Source organism: Hymenobacter bucti (assembly GCF_042681145.1).
In the GTDB taxonomy this organism is placed as follows: domain Bacteria; phylum Bacteroidota; class Bacteroidia; order Cytophagales; family Hymenobacteraceae; genus Hymenobacter; species Hymenobacter bucti.
On sequence record NZ_JBHUFD010000001.1, the window covers coordinates 473573 to 493878 of the forward strand.

The 20306-nt window shown below is 62.4% G+C and carries 16 protein-coding genes and 1 pseudogene; 11 read left to right on the top strand and 6 right to left on the bottom strand.

Annotated features, from left to right (window positions below; translation table 11 throughout):
* Positions 1-30: 30 nt before the first annotated feature.
* From ACFSDX_RS01870 to ACFSDX_RS01885, 4 genes are all read left to right on the top strand, one after another.
* The gene (locus tag ACFSDX_RS01870; RefSeq protein WP_382311496.1) at positions 31-1695 is read left to right on the top strand and encodes a TolC family protein; all 1665 of its coding nucleotides are present in this window, start codon (positions 31-33) and stop codon (positions 1693-1695) included.
* Positions 1696-1823: 128 nt separating this feature from the next.
* Positions 1824-2957 (top strand): efflux RND transporter periplasmic adaptor subunit, encoded by a 1134-nt coding sequence (locus tag ACFSDX_RS01875; RefSeq protein ID WP_382311497.1) that lies wholly within the window; start codon positions 1824-1826, stop codon positions 2955-2957.
* Positions 2958-3055: 98 nt separating this feature from the next.
* Complete coding sequence (locus ACFSDX_RS01880; RefSeq protein ID WP_382311498.1) at positions 3056-6496, top strand: efflux RND transporter permease subunit; 3441 nt, start codon at positions 3056-3058, stop codon at positions 6494-6496.
* A gap of 132 nt (positions 6497-6628) precedes the next feature.
* Positions 6629-6895 carry an acyl carrier protein gene (locus tag ACFSDX_RS01885; protein WP_382311499.1) on the top strand — a complete coding sequence of 89 codons (267 nt, stop codon included), beginning with the start codon at positions 6629-6631 and terminating at the stop codon, positions 6893-6895.
* Positions 6896-7443: 548 nt separating this feature from the next.
* On the opposite strand, the pseudogene ACFSDX_RS01890 reads toward ACFSDX_RS01885, so the two are convergent.
* Positions 7444-7536 (bottom strand): annotated as a pseudogene (locus ACFSDX_RS01890) (YkvA family protein); the annotation flags it as partial.
* Between the two features lie 412 nt (positions 7537-7948).
* On the bottom strand, positions 7949-8644 hold the full coding sequence (locus tag ACFSDX_RS01895; protein WP_382311500.1) for a C40 family peptidase: 696 nt from the start codon (positions 8642-8644) through the stop codon (positions 7949-7951).
* A gap of 319 nt (positions 8645-8963) precedes the next feature.
* Between ACFSDX_RS01895 and ACFSDX_RS01900 the strand changes: the two genes are divergently transcribed.
* Positions 8964-9284, top strand: coding sequence for a hypothetical protein (locus ACFSDX_RS01900; protein ID WP_382311501.1), 321 nt, complete (start codon positions 8964-8966; stop codon positions 9282-9284).
* 70 nt (positions 9285-9354) lie between these two features.
* Here ACFSDX_RS01900 and ACFSDX_RS01905 read toward each other — a convergent pair whose 3' ends face one another.
* Complete coding sequence (locus ACFSDX_RS01905) at positions 9355-10086, bottom strand: SDR family NAD(P)-dependent oxidoreductase (protein WP_382311502.1); 732 nt, start codon at positions 10084-10086, stop codon at positions 9355-9357.
* A 156-nt stretch (positions 10087-10242) separates the two neighbouring features.
* Here ACFSDX_RS01905 and ACFSDX_RS01910 point away from each other — a divergent pair, with 156 nt between their 5' ends.
* From ACFSDX_RS01910 to ACFSDX_RS01920, 3 genes are all read left to right on the top strand, one after another.
* Positions 10243-10974 (top strand): DUF421 domain-containing protein, encoded by a 732-nt coding sequence (locus tag ACFSDX_RS01910; RefSeq protein ID WP_382311503.1) that lies wholly within the window; start codon positions 10243-10245, stop codon positions 10972-10974.
* A 114-nt stretch (positions 10975-11088) separates the two neighbouring features.
* Positions 11089-11823 carry a hypothetical protein gene (locus ACFSDX_RS01915; RefSeq protein ID WP_382311504.1) on the top strand — a complete coding sequence of 245 codons (735 nt, stop codon included), beginning with the start codon at positions 11089-11091 and terminating at the stop codon, positions 11821-11823.
* A 142-nt stretch (positions 11824-11965) separates the two neighbouring features.
* Complete coding sequence (locus tag ACFSDX_RS01920) at positions 11966-13312, top strand: lysophospholipid acyltransferase family protein (protein WP_382311505.1); 1347 nt, start codon at positions 11966-11968, stop codon at positions 13310-13312.
* A gap of 71 nt (positions 13313-13383) precedes the next feature.
* On the opposite strand, the gene ACFSDX_RS01925 is transcribed toward ACFSDX_RS01920, so the two are convergent.
* On the bottom strand, positions 13384-15039 hold the full coding sequence (locus ACFSDX_RS01925; RefSeq protein WP_382311506.1) for an NAD(P)/FAD-dependent oxidoreductase: 1656 nt from the start codon (positions 15037-15039) through the stop codon (positions 13384-13386).
* Positions 15040-15137: 98 nt separating this feature from the next.
* Entirely contained in the window at positions 15138-16538 is a 1401-nt protein-coding gene (locus ACFSDX_RS01930; RefSeq protein WP_382311507.1) for a sensor histidine kinase, read from the bottom strand.
* A 110-nt stretch (positions 16539-16648) separates the two neighbouring features.
* Between ACFSDX_RS01930 and ACFSDX_RS01935 the strand changes: the two genes are divergently transcribed.
* Entirely contained in the window at positions 16649-17962 is a 1314-nt protein-coding gene (locus ACFSDX_RS01935) for an McrB family protein (protein WP_382311508.1), read from the top strand.
* Between the two features lie 127 nt (positions 17963-18089).
* Complete coding sequence (locus ACFSDX_RS01940) at positions 18090-19121, top strand: 5-methylcytosine restriction system specificity protein McrC (protein ID WP_382311509.1); 1032 nt, start codon at positions 18090-18092, stop codon at positions 19119-19121.
* Positions 19122-19238: 117 nt separating this feature from the next.
* Here ACFSDX_RS01940 and ACFSDX_RS01945 read toward each other — a convergent pair whose 3' ends face one another.
* Positions 19239-19454, bottom strand: coding sequence for a hypothetical protein (locus ACFSDX_RS01945; RefSeq protein ID WP_382311510.1), 216 nt, complete (start codon positions 19452-19454; stop codon positions 19239-19241).
* Positions 19455-19608: 154 nt separating this feature from the next.
* On the opposite strand from ACFSDX_RS01945, the gene ACFSDX_RS01950 reads away from it, so the two are divergent.
* The gene (locus ACFSDX_RS01950) at positions 19609-20199 is read left to right on the top strand and encodes an RNA polymerase sigma factor (protein ID WP_382311511.1); all 591 of its coding nucleotides are present in this window, start codon (positions 19609-19611) and stop codon (positions 20197-20199) included.
* The last annotated feature ends 107 nt before the right edge of the window (positions 20200-20306 follow it).

Below are 20306 nucleotides of genomic sequence, written 5' to 3' on the forward strand. Positions count from 1 at the left end.
TATCACCCTTCTTCGGTCCTCACCACTTTCATGAAGAACGTATTAACCAAGGCGCTGCTGGCGGCCCTGGCCCTCGGTACCTGGGCCCCGGTCGAAGCCCAAAACCCGGCAGCCTTGCCTGCGCAGCCCGCCGCTGGCCCCATGGCCATGAGCCTGAGCCAGGCCGTGCGCTACGCCGTGGCTAACAAGCCCAGCCTGCTGGCCACCCGCCTGGCCGAGCAAACCGCCAAGGCCAAAGTAGGCGAAACCAAGGCTCAGGGCCTGCCGCAGGTGAGCTTGGCCGCCAACCTGGCCGACAACTTCAAGCTGCAAAAGTCGCTGCTCGATGCGGGCGCCTTTTCGGGCCCCACGCTCAGCGGTACCACTCTCACGCCGCGCGATATTGCGGCGGCCTCGGCTGGCCAGAGCGTCACGCTCTCGCCGGCCTACGCCCAGGCCGTGTCGCTGCCGCCCCAGGCCATTGCCTTCGGCCTACAGTACGCGGGCAACACGAGCGCCTCGTTTTCGCAGATGCTCTTTGATGGTTCGTATCTCATTGGTCTGCGGGCCGCTAAAGTGTACGAAGAGCTCTCGAAGAAGCAGACTCAGCAGGCCGAAATCGACGTGATTGAGCAGGTGAGTAAGGCCTACTACAGCACGCTGGTGGCCCGCGCCCGCCTCACGCTGCTGGCCCGCAACGTGCATCGCCTCGACACGCTGCTCTATCAAACCAACCAGACGTTTAAGGCCGGCTTTGCCGAAAAGCTCGACGTGGACCGCCTGCGCGTGCAGCGCAACAACTTGGCCGTGGAGCAGCAGAAAGCGCTGCGTCTCACCGAGCTGAGCGTAGCCTTGCTCAAGTTTCAGATGGGCCTGCCGCAGGCCCAGCCCGTGCAGCTCACCGACTCGCTCGGCGCGGCCGTGGTTGATGCCGGGGCGCTACGCCAGCGCCTAGGTAGCGCCAACTTCAATACCGGCGGCGGCGACCAAAGCCTCGGCGGGGTGCCCACCTTACCCCCGCCCACGCCCGGCCAAACCGCCCGCGACAACGCCCCCGTGGCCAACAACACCGGTCAGCCTACCCAGGCCCAGGCGGCCTTTAATTATAATAACCGCATCGAGTTCTCGACCCTCGAAACGCAGCAAGCGCTGGCTGGCCTCGACCTAGCCAACCGCCAGCGCGGCGCCTACCCGCGCCTGAGCCTCACGGCTGCCTACGGCTTCACGGGCTCGGCTAAGTCGGCGAAGGATTTATTCGCCTTCCGCGGCCCTGAGTCGGTCAACGGGCTGGGTCAACTCAATCAAAACTGGTTTGGCTTCGGCAACGTGGGCCTGGCCCTGAACGTGCCGATATTCGATGGCTTCCGCCGCAAGTACCAGGTGCAGCAGGCGCGCTTGCAGCAAAAGACGCTTGAGCACGGTTTCGAAACGCTGCGCCAAAGCATTGACTTGCAAGATGCCCAGAGCCGCGCCACACTGGTGAATGCTCTCGACGTGCTTGACAACCAGAAGGACAACCTAGCGCTGGCCGCCGACGTGGCCCGCGTGTCGAAGATAAAATTTCAGGCCGGCGTGGGCTCCAACGTGGAGCTGATAACGGCCGAAACCGACCTGCGCGAAGCCCAAACCAACTACTACGCTGCCATTTACGACGTGCTGGTGGCTAAGGTAGACCGCGATAAAGCCACCGGCGAACTGTATTCGCAGAGCAAGTAAATCCTTTTTTGTAATCGACTGTCATGCAGCGCGCCGCGAAGCATCTCGCGTGGCGCAGTAAGCCTGAACGTTAGCAACGAAACGCGCGAGATGCTTCGCGGCGCGCTGCATGACCACTCTTTACTTATATGAATCTCACTAACTCCCGTTACTCCCTGCTCGCCGCTGCGCTGTTCCTCGCCTCGTGCGGCGGGGGCGACAAAGACCCCAACGCCGAGCTCACCAAGCTCAAGGCCGAGCAAGCCGCGACCCAGGCCAAAATAGCCGACCTAGAGGCCAAGACCGGGGCCGCCAAAACGGCCGACGCCAACAGCGCCGTGCCCGTGTCGGTAATTAAAGTAGCGCCCCAAAACTTCGCGGGCTACCTCGAGGTGCAGGGCCGCGTTGACTTCGACCAGAACGCCACCGTGGGCGCCCGGGCGGCCGGCACGCTCACCAGCGTGCGCGTGCAGCGCGGCGACCGGGTGCGCAAAGGCCAGGTGCTGGCCACCGTGGATGCCAGCATCCTGGACGCCAACATTGCGGAGCTGCGCACTCGCATGGACCTGGCCAAAACGATTTACGACAAGCAAGCCGGCCTCTGGAAGCAGCAGATTGGCACCGAGGTGCAGTACCTGCAAGCCAAGAATAACTACCAGGCCTTGCAGCGCAACCTAGGTAGCCTCAACCAGCAGAAAGCCCTCTACAACGTGGTGGCGCCCTACGCCGGTGTAGTCGATAACGTGATTCCGAAACTGGGCGAAACCGTGGCGCCCGGCGCGCCGGTGGTGCAGCTCAACAGCGGCCAGGGCGGCAAGGTCCTCGCCGATGTATCCGAAGCCTACGCGGGCAGCATCAAGGCCGGCGACAAGGCCCTGGTGACGCTGCCCGATATGGGCCAGGAAGAAATTCCGAGCACCGTGCGCACCGTGAGCCGCACGATTTCGGCCACCAGCCGCACGTTCACCGTGGAGCTGCGCTTGCCGGGTAATGCTGCCAACAAGCTGCGCCCCAACATGGTAGCCACCGTGCGCATCAAAAACTACGGCAACGCCAGCGCCACCGTGCTGCCGGTCGACCTGATTCAGCACGATGAGGAAAACGCCTACGTGCTGGTAGTCAACCAGGCGGGTGGCAAGGCAGTGGTCGCCAAGCGCGTGATTAAAACCGGCCAGACGTACAACGGCAAGCAAGAAGTGACCAGCGGCCTGAAATCGGGCGACGAAGTGATTTCGGCCGGCTACCAGAACCTCAACGAAGGGCAGACAGTGAAAGTCGGCTAGCTGTACCGTGGACCCTGTGGGTCCGCGAGTGAATGGCCCAGCCTAATAACACGCGCGGACCCGCAGGGTCCACGATACTTCCTCAACCAGCTATTACTATGCAAGACGTGGAAAAAGAATTCGGCCCCACTAGTTGGTCGATTAATAATAAGACGAGTATTTACATCATCACCTTGCTGCTGACGATAATGGGCATTTTTGCCTACGTCAAGCTCGGCAAGGAGAAGTTTCCCGACATCGTGATTCCGCGCATCATCGTGGCCACGGTGTACCCGGGCACGTCGCCGACCGACATCGAAAACCTGGTGACGCGCCAGCTCGAAAAGGAAATCAAGGGCGTGAACGGGGTGAAGAAAATCAACTCGACCTCGAACCAGGACTATTGTATTGTGGACGTGGAGTTTAACTCCGGCGTGGACGTGCAGTATGCCAAGCAGCTCATCAAGGATGCCGTGGACAAGGCCCGCACCGAGCTGCCCAACGACCTGCCCACCGACCCCACGGTGCAGGAAGTCAACATTTCGGAGCAGCCGATTATGTACGTCAACCTGAGCGGCAACCTGCCCGCCTCGCAGCTCAAAAAGCTGGCCGACGACTTCCAGGATAAGATTGAGGCGCTGCCCGAAATCACCCGCGTCGATATCGTGGGTGCCTTGGAGCAGCAAGTGAACGTGGACGTGGACCTGAACAAGCTGCAAGCGTCGCAGCTCAGCTTCACCGACATTGAGAATTCCATTGCTCGCGAAAACATCACGGTGTCGGGCGGCTCCATCGACGTGGGCGACCAAAAGCGCGCCGTGCGCGTGGCCGGCCAGTACGTGAATGCGGTCGACATTGCCGACATCCAGATTAAGAACCTGCGCGGCGCCCCGGTGCGCCTAGGTGACATTGCCACCGTGCAAGACGCCTTTAAAGACCGCGAGAGCTACGCCCGCCTCGACGGCCAGCCCACCGTGACCCTGAACGTAGTGAAGCGCCAGGGCGAGAACCTGCTCGACGCCTCGGACAAGATTCACGAGCTGGTGAAAACCTCGGAGGCGAGCATGCCCAAGGGTCTGAAAATCACGATTACGGGCGACTCGTCGAACGAGACGCGCAACACGCTCAATGACCTAATTAACACCATTATCATCGGCTTCCTGCTGGTGACGTTGATTCTGATGTTCTTCATGGGTACCACCAACGCGCTCTTTGTGGGCTTGTCGGTGCCGCTGTCGATGTTCCTGGCTTTTGTGATGCTGCCCATGTTCGGCTTCTCGCTGAACATGATTGTGCTCTTCGCCTTCTTGCTGGCCCTAGGTATCGTGGTGGACGACGCCATCGTGGTTATCGAAAACACGCACCGCCTGCTGCACGAGCACCCAAATTTAAGCACCGCCAAGGCGGCCAAGTACGCGGCCGGCGAGGTGTTTATTCCAGTATTGGCTGGTACGCTGACGACGGTGGCGCCGTTCGTGCCGCTCATGTTCTGGCCCGGTATTGTGGGCTCGTTCATGTTCTTCCTGCCCGTGACCCTGATTCTGACCCTAGGGGCCTCGCTCATCGTGGCCTTCATCATGAACCCGGTATTCGCCGTGAGCTTCATGAATCGCGAGGAGCACCTCGACCGCGTGGAAACGCCCAAAATGACGCGCGGCTTCCTCATCGGCATGGGCGGGCTGGCGCTGGTGGCAGTGGGCGGCTATCTAGCCGGCTCTACGTTCACCGGCAACCTGTTCCTGACCATCCTGGCGTTGTGCTTGCTCGACAAGTACGTGTTTATCTACATGATAGCTGGCTTCCAGCGCAGCATTTTGCCGCGCTTCCAGGATGGCTACGCTCGTCTCGTAGAGATTGTGGTGGGCGGCTCTATCTGGCGCCAAGTGGGCATCATGGCCAGCCTGGTGCTGATGTTTATCGGCAGCATCATGGCCGTGGGCGCTCGCAAGCCCAAGGTGGACTTCTTCCCCAAAGGCGACCCTAAGTTTATCTACACGTACCTGCGCATGCCCGTCGGCACCCGCGTGGAGGTCACCGACTCGGTAACCAAAATCCTGGAGCAGCGCGTGTACGGCATCATCGGCCGCAAAAATCCCGACGTAGAATCGGTGATTACCAACGTGGCCATTGGCGCCGGCGACCCCACCGAGGCTACGGCTTCGGGCGTATCGCAGTCGCATCTAGGCAAGGTCGGCGTGGCCTTCAAAGAGCTAGCCGAGCGCACGGGCCCCGAGACGCACATCTACATGGACAAGATTCGGGAGGCGGTGAAAGGCATTCCCGGCGCCGAGGTGTCCGTTGACCAGGAGTCGAGCGGCCCGCCCCAGGGTAAGCCCGTTGCCATTGAAGTATCGGGCGACGACTATCCTAAACTGGCCGCGCTGAGCAAGAGAGTAGAGCACTACGTCGATTCGCTGAAAATCGGGGGTATCGAAGACTTGCGCTCCGATTTGCAGGACCGCAACCCCGAAATCGGCGTGCGCATCAACCGCGTGCGGGCCAACCGCGAAGGCATTTCGACCGCCCAAATCGGCTCGGAAGTCCGCACCGCCATCTACGGTTTTGAGGCCAGCAAATTCAAGACCGCCGACGACGAGTACCCCATCCAGGTGCGCTACGCCAAGCCCTACCGCGACAACGTAGACGCCATCGTGAACTCGCCGCTCACCTTCCGCGACGCCACCGGCGCCGTGCGCCAGGTGCCCATCTCGGCCGTGGCTGATGTCAACTACGGCACCACCTACGGCGGCATTAAGCGCAAAGACACGCACCGCCTCATCACGATTAGCTCCAACGTGCTCAACGGTTTCACCGGCCCCGACGTGGTGGCCAACGTGACCCGCGCCCTCAAAAGCTTCCCCGTGCCGGCCGGCTACACCGTGAAAATGGGCGGCGCCCAAGAAGACCAGAAAGAAACCAGCGACTTCCTCGGCGTGGCTGCCGTGGGTGCCATCGCCCTCATCTTCCTGGTGCTCGTGACGCAGTTCAACTCGGTGGCCAAGCCGCTCATCATCCTCACCGAGGTTATTTTCTCCATCATCGGCGTAATGCTCGGCCTGGCCATCACGGGCATGAACATCTCCATCGTAATGACTGGGGTAGGCATTATTGCCCTGGCCGGTATCGTGGTGAAAAACGGGATTCTGCTGGTCGAATTCACCGACATGTTGCGCTCGCAGGGTATGGGCTTGCACGATGCCCTGGTGCTGGCCGGCCGCACCCGCCTCAACCCGGTTATCCTCACGGCCACAGCCGCTATCCTAGGTCTGATTCCGCTGGCCATTGGCCTCAACATCGACTTCTACGAGCTCTTCAACTCCGGTAACCCGCACTTCTTTCTGGGTGGCGAGTCGGTGGTATTCTGGGGCCCACTGGCTTGGACCATCATTTTCGGGTTGTCGTTTGCAACCCTTGTTACCCTGCTGGTAGTCCCGGTTATGTATCTGCTCAACGAGAAGATACAGGCGGCCTTCACCGGGCGCGATGTAAACAGCCCGCCGCCTTCGGTTCCAGCCGACCGCGAGGAGGTAGAAGCTGCTACGCCGCCCGTGCTGGCCTAGTTCTTGTGGTAGGTTGATTGCTGGGTGTTGAGTAAAGCCTTTCTCCGGATAAGCGCCGCTCGATGCCCAGCAATCAACTGACGCAAAAAGACTTTCTCACCCTGCCTTTCTGCATTCTCACGCTCTTTTCTTATGTTCGCTGCTGCTACCTCTACCGCCCCGGCTGCCCCCAAAACTATCGAGCAGCAAGTGCTTCGTATTATTAGCAAGCGCAAAGCCATAAAGGCAGTGCGCCTGCGCCGCACCGCCAGTCTCAGCCGCGACCTTCGCTTCGATACCGTTGACCTAGTCGATATTATTCTGGAGCTAGAGCGTAATTTCCACATCACCGTGCCCGACGAGGTACCGTTCTACACGGTCGGCGACTTTGTGCGCTACGTCACGGCGCACGCAGCCTAGGCGATGTAGTAATTTGCGTAATAGGTAATGAGTAATAAAAAAGCTCGTCTGAATCATCAGACGAGCTTTTTTATTACTCATTACCTATTACGCAAATTACCCATGACTTACCGGTTGTTGCCGCCGGTGTCGTTGCGCTGGCCGGCGTTGCCGTCGCGCGAGCTGTCGCTCACGTTGGCGATATCGTCCACACCGGCGCGTTTGGCTGATTCCGTCGTGGGCTCGGGCAGCGGACCGTCGGGGCCCACATCGCTGATGGGCTTGGTAGTAGAGGAGGTGGGCGAGCCTAGGCCCGCGTCGGTAGCCGATGGGCCGGTGCTCGTGGGCGCAGCGGTGTAGGCACTGGCGCTTGTGCTGGTCCCCGCACTCTTGGCCGACTGGTTGGTGGTGCTGGTCGTGCGGTTTTCCCAGGGCTCGTAGCCTAGCTGCTTGGTAGTGGCCGGGCTAGTCTTGCGTAGCTCGTCGTCCGAGACTACCGTGGCGGCTTTGGCAGTTTCCCAGGTGTGAAACTTGTCGAGCTCGTGCTTGATAGAAGTCGAAAACCAGGCCACCAGCGCCATGTCATCGAGTAGGCCCAGCACCGGAATAAAATCCGGAATTAGGTCAATCGGCGAGATGAAGTAGATAAGTACTGCCACCGCGCCTACTACCGTGGTAGCCGGCAGCTCGGTGTACTCGCCCGAAAGGCTGAGCTTGATGAGCCGAAACAGGCTTTGCAGCGTTTCCCAGGCCTCTTGGGCCAGCGTGCCGAGCTCCTTTTTCTCGCTGGCCTTTTCGTAGGCGTCGGTCAGAAGCTTCTTGAGCCGGGTGGGCTGCTGGATATAACTCTCAGCCGAAGCCAGGAATTTCTTGAAAAACTTGGAGCCGGCCACATCGTTGCCGGAAGGGGGGGAGTTGAAAGTAGCCATACGAAAAGGGTGAGCAGTAGCGAGCGGCGCTACCACTGCCAAGGCCTATTACTGCATTCGGGCGGGCAATGTTTTTATTCAACCAAAAACGGCCCTTAGCTAGGGTAGCTAAGGGCCGTTTGGCAGGCGAAGGCAACAGCGGAGCTTAATCGAGCACTTGCGTGGTGGCAGCTTCGAGCAACGCTTCGGCCTGCGGTATTTCGGTGCCTTCTACGCGGCCGGCGGCGTAGAAATTGTGGCTGTAATAGGCTTGGTTGAGCGAGCTCACCATTACGCCGCCGTTGGTGGCCGAGTGGGCAAACTTGCCGTCCTTCAAATAAATGCCAACGTGGTAGATGTTGCCCTTGCCGTGGCTGAAGAATACGAGGTCACCGGCTTTCATCTCAGTTTTGGCCACGCGCTTGGCCGAGCCAAACATGGCCCGCGAGCTGTGCGTGAGCGTGATGCCGTAGACCTTCTTGTAGACCTGCGTCACGAAGCCCGAGCAGTCGGTGCCGCGGCGCGAGCTGGCGCCGTAGCTATAGGGCGTGCCAATCCAGTCAATCACGGTTTGGAGCAGGCTCTTGTTCTCGGTTTGGGCCAGCTTCAGACCTAGGGTCTGGCCGTAGTAGCCGTAGGCCAGCGAGTCGCGGGTGGCCGTAATCAGCGCCGACTCGGGCGCTACCGGCGTGGCATCCTTTTCTTCGCCGGGCAGCAGGCCCGAAAACAGCGATGCTTCGGCTACGGCGGGCACGGCGTGGGTAGCAGTACCGGCCGAGGCCGAAGCATCGGGTGCTTTGTCAAAGCAGAAGGAAAGGGCCAGGGAGGCAGCGGCGAGGCAACACAGCAAGGTATTCTTCATAGTCCGTCGGTTGGGGTGGGCACCGGCCAGTGCTATCAAGCTAGCTGACCGGAAAAAGAGGAGGTGATTGTTGCGCTAGGCAAAGCGGTAACTACCGCCAGAATTAGAGTGAGTAAAATGAAATCGAATAGCTCTTTTTTGGGTTGAGCTTAGAAATAGGCTCAGCCAAATCTAAGTCATAAAAACCGATACGGCCGAGTAAAATATTGGCAAAGGACAAAATTTATTAAAAAAGTACCGTGTGAGGGCGAAAATAATTTTTTCAGTCCCGTAACTATTCTTAAATAGCACTCGTAGTTTCGCCCGAATTTTGTACTTTATGGAGCCTCGCACATTCGTTAACTCTCCGCTGGCCCGGGTGGCCCGGCTGGTGCTGGGCCGCGCCCCGCGCGTGGCCATGGTGCTGGGCCGCACGGTGCATCTAAGCGGCGCCACCCGCGCCGAGTTTCTGGCCGACCCCGAGTGGGTGGCGCACGAAGAGGTGCACCTGCGCCAGGTGCGCGACCTAGGGCTGCCGCGCTTTTTGTGGCAGTACTTGCTGGAGTCGGCCCGCGTGGGCTACTACCAAAACCGGTTTGAGGTAGAAGCCCGCGAAGGCGCCCGGCTCTTCATGGAAAGCCGGGCCCGGCGAGCCACCTAGGACTAATAACAGAAGGGCCTAGGCCGCTGCGTGCGACCTAGGCCCTAAAAATTTACGGCGGCTATTGCTGCTATAGCTGCGCCAGGCGCCCGCCATCGACCACCAGGGTCGTGCCGTTGATGAAGCTGGCCTCGTCCGAAGCCAAGAAGCAAATGGCGGCGGCCAGCTCGTCGGGGGTACCGATTTGGCCGGTTATCTTCTCGGTGCCATTCTGCACGTTGGGGTTGCTGCGCAGCATGGGCGTTTCGACGGCGCCGGGCGCTAGTGCGTTGATGCGCGCCTGGGTGTGGGGAATTTCGAGGCTAAGGCCGCGCACAAAGGCTTCGGTAGCGCCTTTGCTGGCGGCGTAGGGTACCACGTTGGGCGTGGTCTGGAAGGCGTGTACCGAGCTGATAGCCACCACGGCCCCGCCCTTCATGTGCGGAATGCAGAGCTGACAAAGCCGGAAAAGCGCCCGCATGTTCACGTTTTGCACGCGGTCCCAGTCGGCGGGGTCCATTTCGAGCAGTGGGGTGAAGGTCATCATGGCCGCATCGTTTATCAGCACGTCGATGCGCTGGAAGCGGGCCAGGGTTTGCTCCACGGCGTGCACGAGCTCGGCGTCCTTGCCCACGTCGGTTTTAATGAATAGCGCCTCGCTGCCGCCGGCCTTTATCTCGGCCTCCACCTCGTGGCCGGCTTTGACCTCGCGGCCCAGGCAAATGACGGTGGCACCTTCGCGACCTAGGCGCACGGCCGTGGCCCGCCCAATGCCGGAGGTGGCGCCCGTGACCAGGCAAACTTTATTTGAGAAACGAAACATAGACAGCGTTAAACACAGCACTTAAATTCAATTTACCTAACGCCCTTGGCCAATGGTTGTTTGGTTAAGGTGGGCGGTTTAGGCAAAAAAGCATTTGGTGACCAGTTTGCGGCACCTAGGGCAGCCATTGGCGTGGCCCGCCCGTAAGGAAGAGCTATGTTTCTCTCTTCGTTACTCTTGGCGGCCATCGAGCCCTTTTCCTGGAAGCGGCTGCTGATATCGGAAGACGCGCCGCTGAGCTTTCTGCTCGAAATAGTGCTGCGCAGCGTAGTCATGTTTTTGCTCACGGTGGGGGCGCTGCGTATTTCGGGTAAGCGCGGGGTGCGGCAGCTCTCGCTCTTCGAGTTTGCCCTGATACTGGTGCTGGGCTCGGCGGCCGGTGACGCGACGCTCTACCACGATACGCCGCTGCTGCACGCCGTGGCAGTGTTCGTGGTAATTATCGCCATGTACGTGCTGTTCAATTATTTGATTGATAAAAACCCGCGCGTCGAGCGCCTGCTGGAAGGCGTGCCCGAGCTCATCATTGCGGAGGGCGAAATCGACCTGCCGGCCTTTACCAAGGCCAGCCTCACGGGGCAGGAGCTGTGCGGGCAGCTGCGGCAGCTGCAAGTAGAGCACCTGGGCCAGGTGCGGCGCCTCTACATCGAGGCCACGGGTGAAATCAGCGTGTTCTTTTTCGAGCCGGAACACGAGCGCCCCGGCCTACCCATTTGGCCCGAACTCTACCAGCACCCGCTGCACGAGCTGCCCACGGCGGGCGCCCACGCCTGCCACGCCTGCGCCACCGTGCGCGAGCTGCCCGCCGGGCCGGTGCCGGGCCAGTGCCCGCGCTGCGGCCGGGCCGATGGCTGGCTGCCCGCGTGCGCCACGCCCCGCGTGGCCTAGGCAACGGTTAGCTCGACCGCAACCCGCTGGCCGTAACTTACGAATACTAGTGCCGGCTGCCCCAGCGAGGGCAGCCGGCACTTTATAGTTCTTTCCCCTATCATTTTTTCGCTCATGGAACCTACTTCCCACCAGCCCCTAGGCAGCATTGTTGGCCCCAATAACGGTCTTTCGCATTCTGCGAACACAGCGCCCGGCGAGGCCAGCTTCTCGACCACGGCCGCCCATGCTACCGGCAGCAACCCGTACCCGACCGACGCCTCGGCGCCGCAGCCCGCCACCAGCGGCGTGAAAGCCAAGCTGGATAACGCGCTTGAAAGCGGTAAGAAATGGCTCAGCGACTCCGGCGTAGCCGAGCAAGCCCAGCAGCTGCCCCAAAAAGCCAAAGAAATCGGCAACAAAGCCTTGACGGGTATCAACGGCCTGACCACCACCCAGAAAGCGGTGAGCGTGGGCCTGCTCGCCGCCGGTGTAGCCTTCTTGCTGACGCGGGGCAAAAGCAAAAAAACGAAAGGCGAGTACCGCGACCGGCCCCGCAAGTCGCCCTTCGACCACCAGCCCCACACCAAAGACGGCGACCACGCCTACGACCGCAAGGGCCAGCGCCCCTGGGGCAATAGCCGCTACGGCGCCGGCCCCGGCCCGGCTGGCAAAGCCCGCGTAAGCTCGGGCAGCGGCTATACTTCGTCGCCCACTTCGTCGCACAGCAATGACCTAGGGCGCCAGGCCCCGGGCAGCCGCAGCCACGCGCCCGCCCCGGGCCCGCGCCGCGACCAAGGCCCCGCCTCGGGTAGCCGCTACGACGCCAACACCTCGGGCGGCCAAAACCCGAATAACTTGAATGGGTAATTGGCGCAATGGGTAATTCGGGTAATGGGTAATTGGCGTGATACCTGTTAGCATTACTTCAATTACCCATTGCCTATTACCCATCACAAAAAAGGCCGGCTGCGTGAGCAGCCGGCCTTTTTTGGTGTAAACTTGCCGGCCTATGCTCTTTTACACCGTTATAAAACCCGTGGTGCGCCTCGGGCTGCGCGTGTTTTTTCGGCGCCTCGAAGTGCGCCACCGCGAGCGCCTGCGCCTGCCGGGCCCGCTCATGCTGTGCAGCAACCACCCCAACACGCTAATGGACCCGCTCGTGACGGCCGTGCAGCGGCACCAGCCCATCGCGTTTCTGGCCAAGAGCACCTTCTTCAAAAACCCGCTGCTCGGCGCCATCATGCGCTCGGGCAACAGCATCCCCATCTACCGCCGGCAAGATGCGGAGGGCGAAGGCGCCACCACCGCCAAGCAGCTGGCGGCCAGCAACGAAGCCAGCTTTGGCCGCTGCTACGACTACCTGGAGCGCGGCGGCACCGTCATGATTTTTCCGGAAGGCACCAGCATAAGCGAGCGCCGCCTGCGCCCCCTCAAGACCGGGGCCGCCCGCATTGCCCTAGGGGCCGAGGCCCGGCATGATTTTAAGCTGGGCCTCCAGCTGGTGTGCATCGGCACCAACTACTTTGACCCCACCCGCTTTCGCTCCGACGTGCTGCTCAATGTGGCCCCGCCCATCGTGGTGGCCGACTACGCCGCCCGCTACCACGAGGACCCCACCGCCGCTGCCGATGAGCTGACCGAGGAAATCAGGCGGCGCCTGGAGCGGCGCCTCGTCATCAGCCGCGCCGCCGAACACGACCAGCTGGCCCAGCAGGTCGAGCGCACTTTCGGCGACCACCTCGACCCCAACGACGACCCCGACACGCTCTACGACAACTTCGAGCTCAGCCGCACGCTGCTCGATGCGGTGGCCTGGTTTGAGCAGCACGACTCGGGCCGGCTGGCCGCGCTGCGCGCGGCCCTAGGGCAGTATCTGGCCAGCCTGCACACCCACGGGCTCGACGACGATGCCCTTGACCAAAGCCACCGCCCGGGCTCGCGCCTCGCCGATTTTCTTAACCTAGTGTTGGGTTTGCCGGTGTGGCTCTACGGGCTTCTGACCAACTACATTCCCTATAAAATTCCGGCCCAGGTAGCCCGCCGCGCTACCAAGGAAACGGAGTTTGTCGCCGCCATTCTGCTCAGCGTAGGCATGGTCACTTTCCCGGTGGCCTACGCCGTGGAGGCGGCGGTGGTGCAGTACTGGACGCACGACTGGCGCCTGACGAGCTTGTTTGTGCTGAGCCTGCCCCTGGCGGGCTTCTACGCCCTAGGGTACTGGCAAACGCTGAGCGCCCGCCTCCGCCGCCTGCGGGTGCGCTGGCTGCCGGCCGCCACGCGGGCCGGCCTGCGGGCGCAGCGCGCCGAGGTTCTGCGCCTGTTAGACGAGGCACGGGCTGAGTACTTAAGTCAATGAGCAAGTAAGAATGAGCAACGAGCAGCCTATTTTTACGGCCTGTTCATTGCTCATTCTTACTTGCTCATTGATTACTCATCCAGGTACTGGTGCACAAATTTGATGGCCATGCTGCCCTCGCCCACGGCCGACGCTACGCGGGCCATGGCGCCAGCGCGGCCGTCGCCAGCGGCGAAGAGGCCGGGCACGCAGGTTTCGAGCAGGTAGGGTTCGCGCTCTTTGCGCCAGGAGGTGGCGTAGCGCGGGTCGGCCACTAGGTCGCGGCCGGTGAGGAGGTAGCCTTTGGCATCGCACAAGGCGAGGTGGCATATCCACTCGGTGCTGGGCTTGGCCCCGATGAAGATGAACAAGGCGCGGGCGGGGTGCTTTTCGGGCTCCTGGCCATCGCGCTGGATGACAACGGCCTCCAGCGAATTTGCTCCGCAGGCCTCGCGCACCTGGGTGTAGGGCAGCAGCTCGATGTTAGGCGTCTGGCTAATCTGCTCGATGAGGTAGGCCGACATGCTGGCCGCCAGGCTTTCGCCCCGAATCACAATGAACACCCGGGATGCATACGTGGAGAGGTACATGGCCGCCTGACCCGCCGAGTTGCCGCCCCCGATGATGTACACCGGCTGGTTGCTACAGCTGCGGGCCTCGGTGCGGGCCGCGCCGTAGTAAATGCCCGCCCCGCTGAGGCGGTCGAGGCCCGGCGCTTGCAGCGTGCGGTAGCTGACGCCGGTAGTGAGCACCACGGCGCGGGCTTTTATCTCGGTTTTATCGCTTAGGGTCAATACTTTGTAGCCGTCCTTTACGCAGAGGTCCACGACATCCTGCGGGGCCATAAACTCGGCGCCCAGGCGGGTGGCCTGGCTCCAGGCGCGGTGGGCCAGCTCGGCGCCGCTCAGCCCCGTCGGAAACCCTAGGTAGTTCTCGATGCGCGACGACGAGCCCGCCTGCCCACCGGGCGTTTGCCGCTCGATGATGAGTGTTTTCAGGCCCTCCGAGGCGCCGTACACGGCCGCGGCCAGCCCAGCCGGCCCGGCGCCCACCACCACCACGTCGTACAGCTCCTGCTTGGCCTCCACTAGCAGCCCGAGGTGTCGGGCCAGCTCCAGCTTATCGGGCCGCGACAGGGCCGGGCCATCGGGGCGCAGCACTACCGGCAGGTCGTCGGGGTTAAAGCCGCTGGCTGCCAGCAGGGTAGCGGCTTCGGCATCCTTCTCAAAGTCGAGCCACTGGTAACCCACCATGTAGCCGCTCAAAAAGTCCTTGAGGTCGTGCGAGAGCGGCGACCACTGAAACCCAATGAGCCGGATGCCCGCAAACGCCGGCCGGTAGGTGGCCTGCCAGCTGGCCAGCAAGTCGTGTAGGGTGGGGTAGAGGAGCTGCTCGGGCGGGTCCCAAGGCTTGAGCAGGTAGTAGTCGAGCTGCGCCGAATTGATGGCTTTAATGGCCGCCGTGGTGTCGGCGTAGGCAGTCAGCAACACGCGCTTGGTGTTCGGAAACAGCCCGCGGGCGTGCGTGAGGACCTCCACGCCCTCCACATCGGGCATGCGCTGGTCGGCCAGCACCAGGGCCAGGGGCTCGCCGCGGGCGCGCAGCTCGTCGAGCGTGGTCAGGGCCTCGGGCCCCGAGCCCACGCTCAGAATGCGATAGTCTTTGTGAAATTCCTTGCGCAAGTCGCGGGTGATGGCACCCAACACCTGCGGGTCATCGTCAACGGTCAGAATTATGGGCTTTTTCATTTTGATAGGTATCGCGCGAGTACAAGCCCGAAAGGAAGCATGCAAAATAATGCTGGATGCATCCTATTCTTGCATCGGTTTAAAATGGCAACATTGCCTTATCCGTTCACCGGCAGCCAAGCCACAAACTCGGTGCGGCCGGGTTGCGAAGTGGCCTCTAGGCGCCCGCCGTGCTCCTGCACAATGCGCCGGGCAATGTCAAGGCCCTGACCGGTGCCTTCGCCGGCGGGCTTGGTGGTGTAAAAGGGCTCAAACATGTGCGCCAGCACGTCGGGCGTGATGCCCGCGCCATTATCCTGGACGCTGACGCACAGGAAGTCGCCTTGCTTGGTCACGCGCACCGTCAGCTCGCCGCCCTTCTCGGGCAGCGCATCCAGCGCGTTGTCAATCAAGTTGGTCCACACCTGGTTGAGGCTGCCGGCCTGGCCCATTATTAGGGGTAGTTCGGGGGCGTATTCGCGCAGAAGGCGCACGTTTTTCTGGCGCAGCTCGTGGGCAAAGATGTTGAGCGTGCTGTCGAGCCCGGCCGTGACGACGAGCTTTTCGCGCCCCCCGGCGCGGTCCATGTGCGAGTACGTCTTCACGTCGCTCACCAGCGTGCTGATGCGCTGGCTGGCCTCCCGAATATCGCGGGCCAGGCGCAGCGACGCCAGGTGGCCGGCCAGCCAGGTCAGGCACGGAATGCGTGCCTCGGCGGGCAGCCGGGCCGCTACCGGCGCCAGCGTGTCCAGGGTAAGGCCCGCATCGAGCAGGCTCGAAGCCAGGTCGTAGCCGTCGGGGCAGCCCTGGTCTTCGAGCCACTCGGCCAGCACTTCTTCGCGGTCGGAGGCTTGCAGCGCGGAGAGGGGCGCCGGGGCTTCGGCCGGCAGCACGGCCAGGGCCACGAGGGCGGCCATGGCGTCGGGGGGCGGGCAGGCGGCCAGCATGTGCTGCAAAAGCTCGGGCTTAACCAGCAGCGATTCGGAGAGCGCCGCCGCGGCGCGGCTGATGGCGGCGGCCGGGTTGTTGAGCTCGTGCGAAAGGCCGGCCGAGAGCTTACCTAGGGCTCGCAGCTTGTCGTCGCGCTCCTGGGCGCGCACCTCGTCGCGGGCGCGGTCGTTCATGATGCCTACCAGGCGCTGCACTAGCTCGGGGCTGATGTGCTCGAGGGCCGAAAACTGGCTGCGCGGCAGCTGATACAAGGTGGTTTCGCCCGCGGCAATGCCTTGGCCCCGAAATACTTGCAGGCGTGAGTAGGGCAGTACGCCCGTTATCCGGCCCGCCTCCACCCGAAAAACTGGTGTGTGGCTGGCGCTCGTAACGGCGTAGTACTGCATGGCGCCCGTGAGCACGGCCAGCAGGCGGTCGGCCGGCGAGTCGGGCTCTACCACGACCTCGCCGGGGGCGTAGTGCCGCACTTCGCCGGCTTCGAGCAGCCACGCCAGCACCTCGGGCGGCAGGCCTTCGAAGGCAATAATACCACCTAGGATGGTGGGGTCGGGAGTAAGGAGCTGAGACATGCCGTAGTAACCAGCCAGCCGCTGATAGAGTTAAGCGCCGGAACCAAGCGCCGGGCCAAAGAAAATACCCAAGTCCGCACCACTGGCCGCCAGCACGTGTTATTTGTACCGTGACCGACGTTTCTGCTGCCACCCACCCCGCATCTACTGTTCCGCTGCTCACCCGCGAGCAAGTGCTGCGCGCGCTGCGCCTCATTGAGCGCGAAGGCCGCCAACTGCCGCCGAGTACCGTGTACGAGCTGCTGTACCGCGGCCGCCGCTACCCGCCGCGCGGCGTGGCCGAGCTGGCCTACCGCCTCGCCCACCAGGACCCCAGCCGCCGCTGGCCCCACCCCGCGGGCCAGCCCACCAACGCCGCCCTCGAAGCGCTCGATTTCACTATCGTGGCCAAGCGCCCCGTGCTGGCCGCCGGCTCGGCCCAGGACCAGGGCCAGGCCGCCGAGCAGCAAGCCGAAGACCTATACACCGGCCCGCCGGCCGGCAAGGAAGAGGACAGCCCCGCCGTAGCCGAGCCCGAACCCACCTATGCCAGTCAGCCACCGCCGCCGGCCTACGACGAAAAGATGGCCCTAGGGGAGCTGTTTATTTCGAAAGAAGAGCTGGCGGCGGCCTTGGCGGGCCTGCGCCGCCGCCGGGCCCTGCTGCTGCAAGGCCCACCCGGCACCGGCAAAACGTACCTGGCGCGCCGCCTGGCCTGGCTGCTCCTGGGTGCCCAGGACGATAGGCGCATCGAGCTGGTGCAGTTTCACCCCAGCTACGGCTACGAAGACTTCGTGCTCGGCTTCCGGCCCGGCCCCGATGGCAAGTTCGGCCTAGTACCGGGCGTGCTGCCGCTGCTGTGCCAGCGCGCCGCTCTCGACCCCGAGCGGCCGTACTTTTTGCTAATTGATGAGCTGAACCGCGGCAACGTGGCCCGCATTTTTGGCGAACTGCTGCTGCTGCTCGAGCCCAGCCAGCGCGGCCCCGCCCACGCCCTGCGCCTGCCCTACGCCCCGCCCGAAGAGCCACTTTTCTTCGTGCCCGAAAACCTGTACGTCATCGGCACGCTCAACCAGGCCGACCGCTCGCTGGCGCCGCTCGACTATGCTCTGCGCCGCCGCTTCGCCTTCGTGACCATGCAGCCCCAGTTCGGCGGCGCCCTGCAAGAGCTGCTGCACGCCGCCCGCGTGCCCGGCCCGCTGGCCGCCCACGTAGCCGAGCGCATGGCCGAGCTCAACCAAGCCATCGCCGACGACCCCGACCTAGGGCCCGATTTTGCCGTGGGCCACAGCTACTTCTGCGCCCCCCCAAGCACTCCCGCCGAAGCAGCATCCTGGCTGCGCCTGATTTTTGAGCAAGAAATCGGCCCGCTGCTAACCGACTACTGGCGCGAGCAGCCCGCCACCGCCGCCGCCCACCTACGCCGCCTCCTACAAGGGCTGTAGTGAGCTATATATAAAGCGATTGTCATTGCGAGCGAAGCAATCACATCTGTTAAGCGCTACCGTTCAGGTGCGATTGCTTCGCTGCGCTCGCAATGACAATCGTTACAGTATTCTATTTGAACCTACCGTGATTCCGCTCGCCACGCTTTACTACCTGCTGTGCTACGCTTGGCAGCGCCTGCCCGCCCCGGCCGTGCTGCAAGCCACTGAGGCCACGCCCTTCCACCGCCCGCTGGAGCTGCTGACCCAAATGCTGCTGCACGCCACCCGCGAGCTGCTGCGCACTGGCCTGCCCCGCAGTTTCCAAACCCAAGAAGCTGAGCTGCGCGAGCTGCGGGGCCGCATCGAGCTGGCGCCCAGCCTAGGCCGTGGGCTGCTGCCCCAGGGCCGGGCCGTGTGCACCTACGATGAGCTGAGCCCCAACCAGCCGCTCTATCAATTGGTGGCGGGCACCGTGGCGGCGCTGGCCAGCCACCGGGCGGTGCCCGTGGCCCTGCGCCGCGACCTAGGCCACCTGCGCCGCCGCCTGCCGGCCGAGGTGGTGCCCATGCCGCCCACGGCCGCCATTTTCCCGGCGCTGCGGCGCCAGCGCCCGGCTGGCCCGGAGGCATTTTTGCTGCACCTCTGCGAGCTCATCTACCAAACGGCCCTGCCCGAGCCGGCCGAGGAGGGTCGGGGCCGCTTCGTTGATTTTCGGCGCGACGAGCGCCTGATGGCACGCTTGTTTGAGCAGGCCGTGCGCAATTTTTACCGCCGCGAGCAGCGCCAGTACCGCGTTTTTACCGAAACTATTGCCTGGCAGGCCACTGCGCCCCAGCCCCAGGACCTGGCTCTGCTGCCCACCATGCTCACCGATACTACCCTCGAGAGCCCGGCCCGCAAGATTATGCTCGACACTAAATACTACGCCGCGGCCCTGCGCCCGCGCTACGACCAGCAGCGCCTTATTTCACCGCACCTCTACCAGCTCTACGCCTACCTCCAAAACGTGCGCCCCGCCGCCGGCCAGCGCCTCGAAGGCATCCTGCTCTATCCGGCCGCTACCGCCGCCGTCGACGTGCGCTACACCCTGGGCGGCCACCCGGTGCGCATCGTCACCCTTGACTTGCACCAGCCCTGGCCCGGCATTGCCGCCGATTTGCTGGCGCTGGTGAGCTAGCCGGGCCATGGAGCGCTAAAGACCTTATTTGGGTGCCTAGGCAATAAAAAAGCGGCCCGCACAGTATTGTGCGGGCCGCTCTCTAACAAACTACATCCGGGCTAGGCCCGGGCGTAATTACATTTTCTTGGTGGTGTCGGTAGCCATGGCACCATCAGCAGGAGCGGGGGTAGCGCTCATAGCCGAAGTCGTGTCGGTAGTAGTCGTGGTGGTCGACTCCGTGGTAGCGGGCGTGGTGGTGCTGGTTTCGGTGGTAGCGGTCTTCGATTCGCACGAAGTCAGGCCTACAGCCATGAAAAGAGCAGCAGCCGATACTTTCAGAAGGTTGTTCATCTTGAGGTAAATTTGAAATGGGGAGTAATTAAAATCTGCCCTTAATACCCCGGCTGCCGCCAGGTAACCCAGGGAGAGAAAAGAAAATTTAAATTAAATCATCTTGGGTTACTAATGCCCGTTAGCCGGCATTAACCCCCGAAGCGAATTGAACATGGATAGCACAACGGCGCTGGCCGCCGACGCCCAACTAATCAGCGCCATCCAGGGTGGCGATGAACGGGCCCTCAGCCAGCTCTACCGCCTGCACTGGCCGATGGTATCGCACTTCGTGCTGCAAAATAGCGGCACCGAAGACGATGCCCGCGACGTATACCAGGAGGGCGTAATGGTGTTTTATGAAAAAGTACGCGAAGGCTCCCTGGAGCTGAGCTGCCAGATTAAAACCTACCTCTACGCCGTCTGCCGCCGCCTGTGGCTCAAGCGCCTCACCACCAAGAGCCGGCTGCACGGGGTGCGCCTGCTCGACGATGATGACTACGGCCCCTACCTCAACACGGGGGCCGAAGATGACCTCCACGAAGCCGAGGAGCGCGACCGGCGCTTCGCGACGATGAGCGAGGCGCTCACCCACCTGGGGGAGCCCTGCCGCTCGCTGCTCGAAGGCTTTTACCTGCTCGATAAGTCGATGCAGGACCTCACGGCGGAGCACGGCTATACCAACGCCGACACCGCTAAAACCCAGAAATACAAGTGCCTCACGCGCTTAAAGAAGTTGTTTTTTGCCAGTTATAAAGAAGCCTAGGGTTAGGCTATTGGCCTGTAGCTACTAGCTGTTAGCTTTCTCAGTGGAGGAAGAACAGCAAAAAAGCGAACAGCCAGTAGCCAACAGCTAGTAGCTCAAAAAAGAAG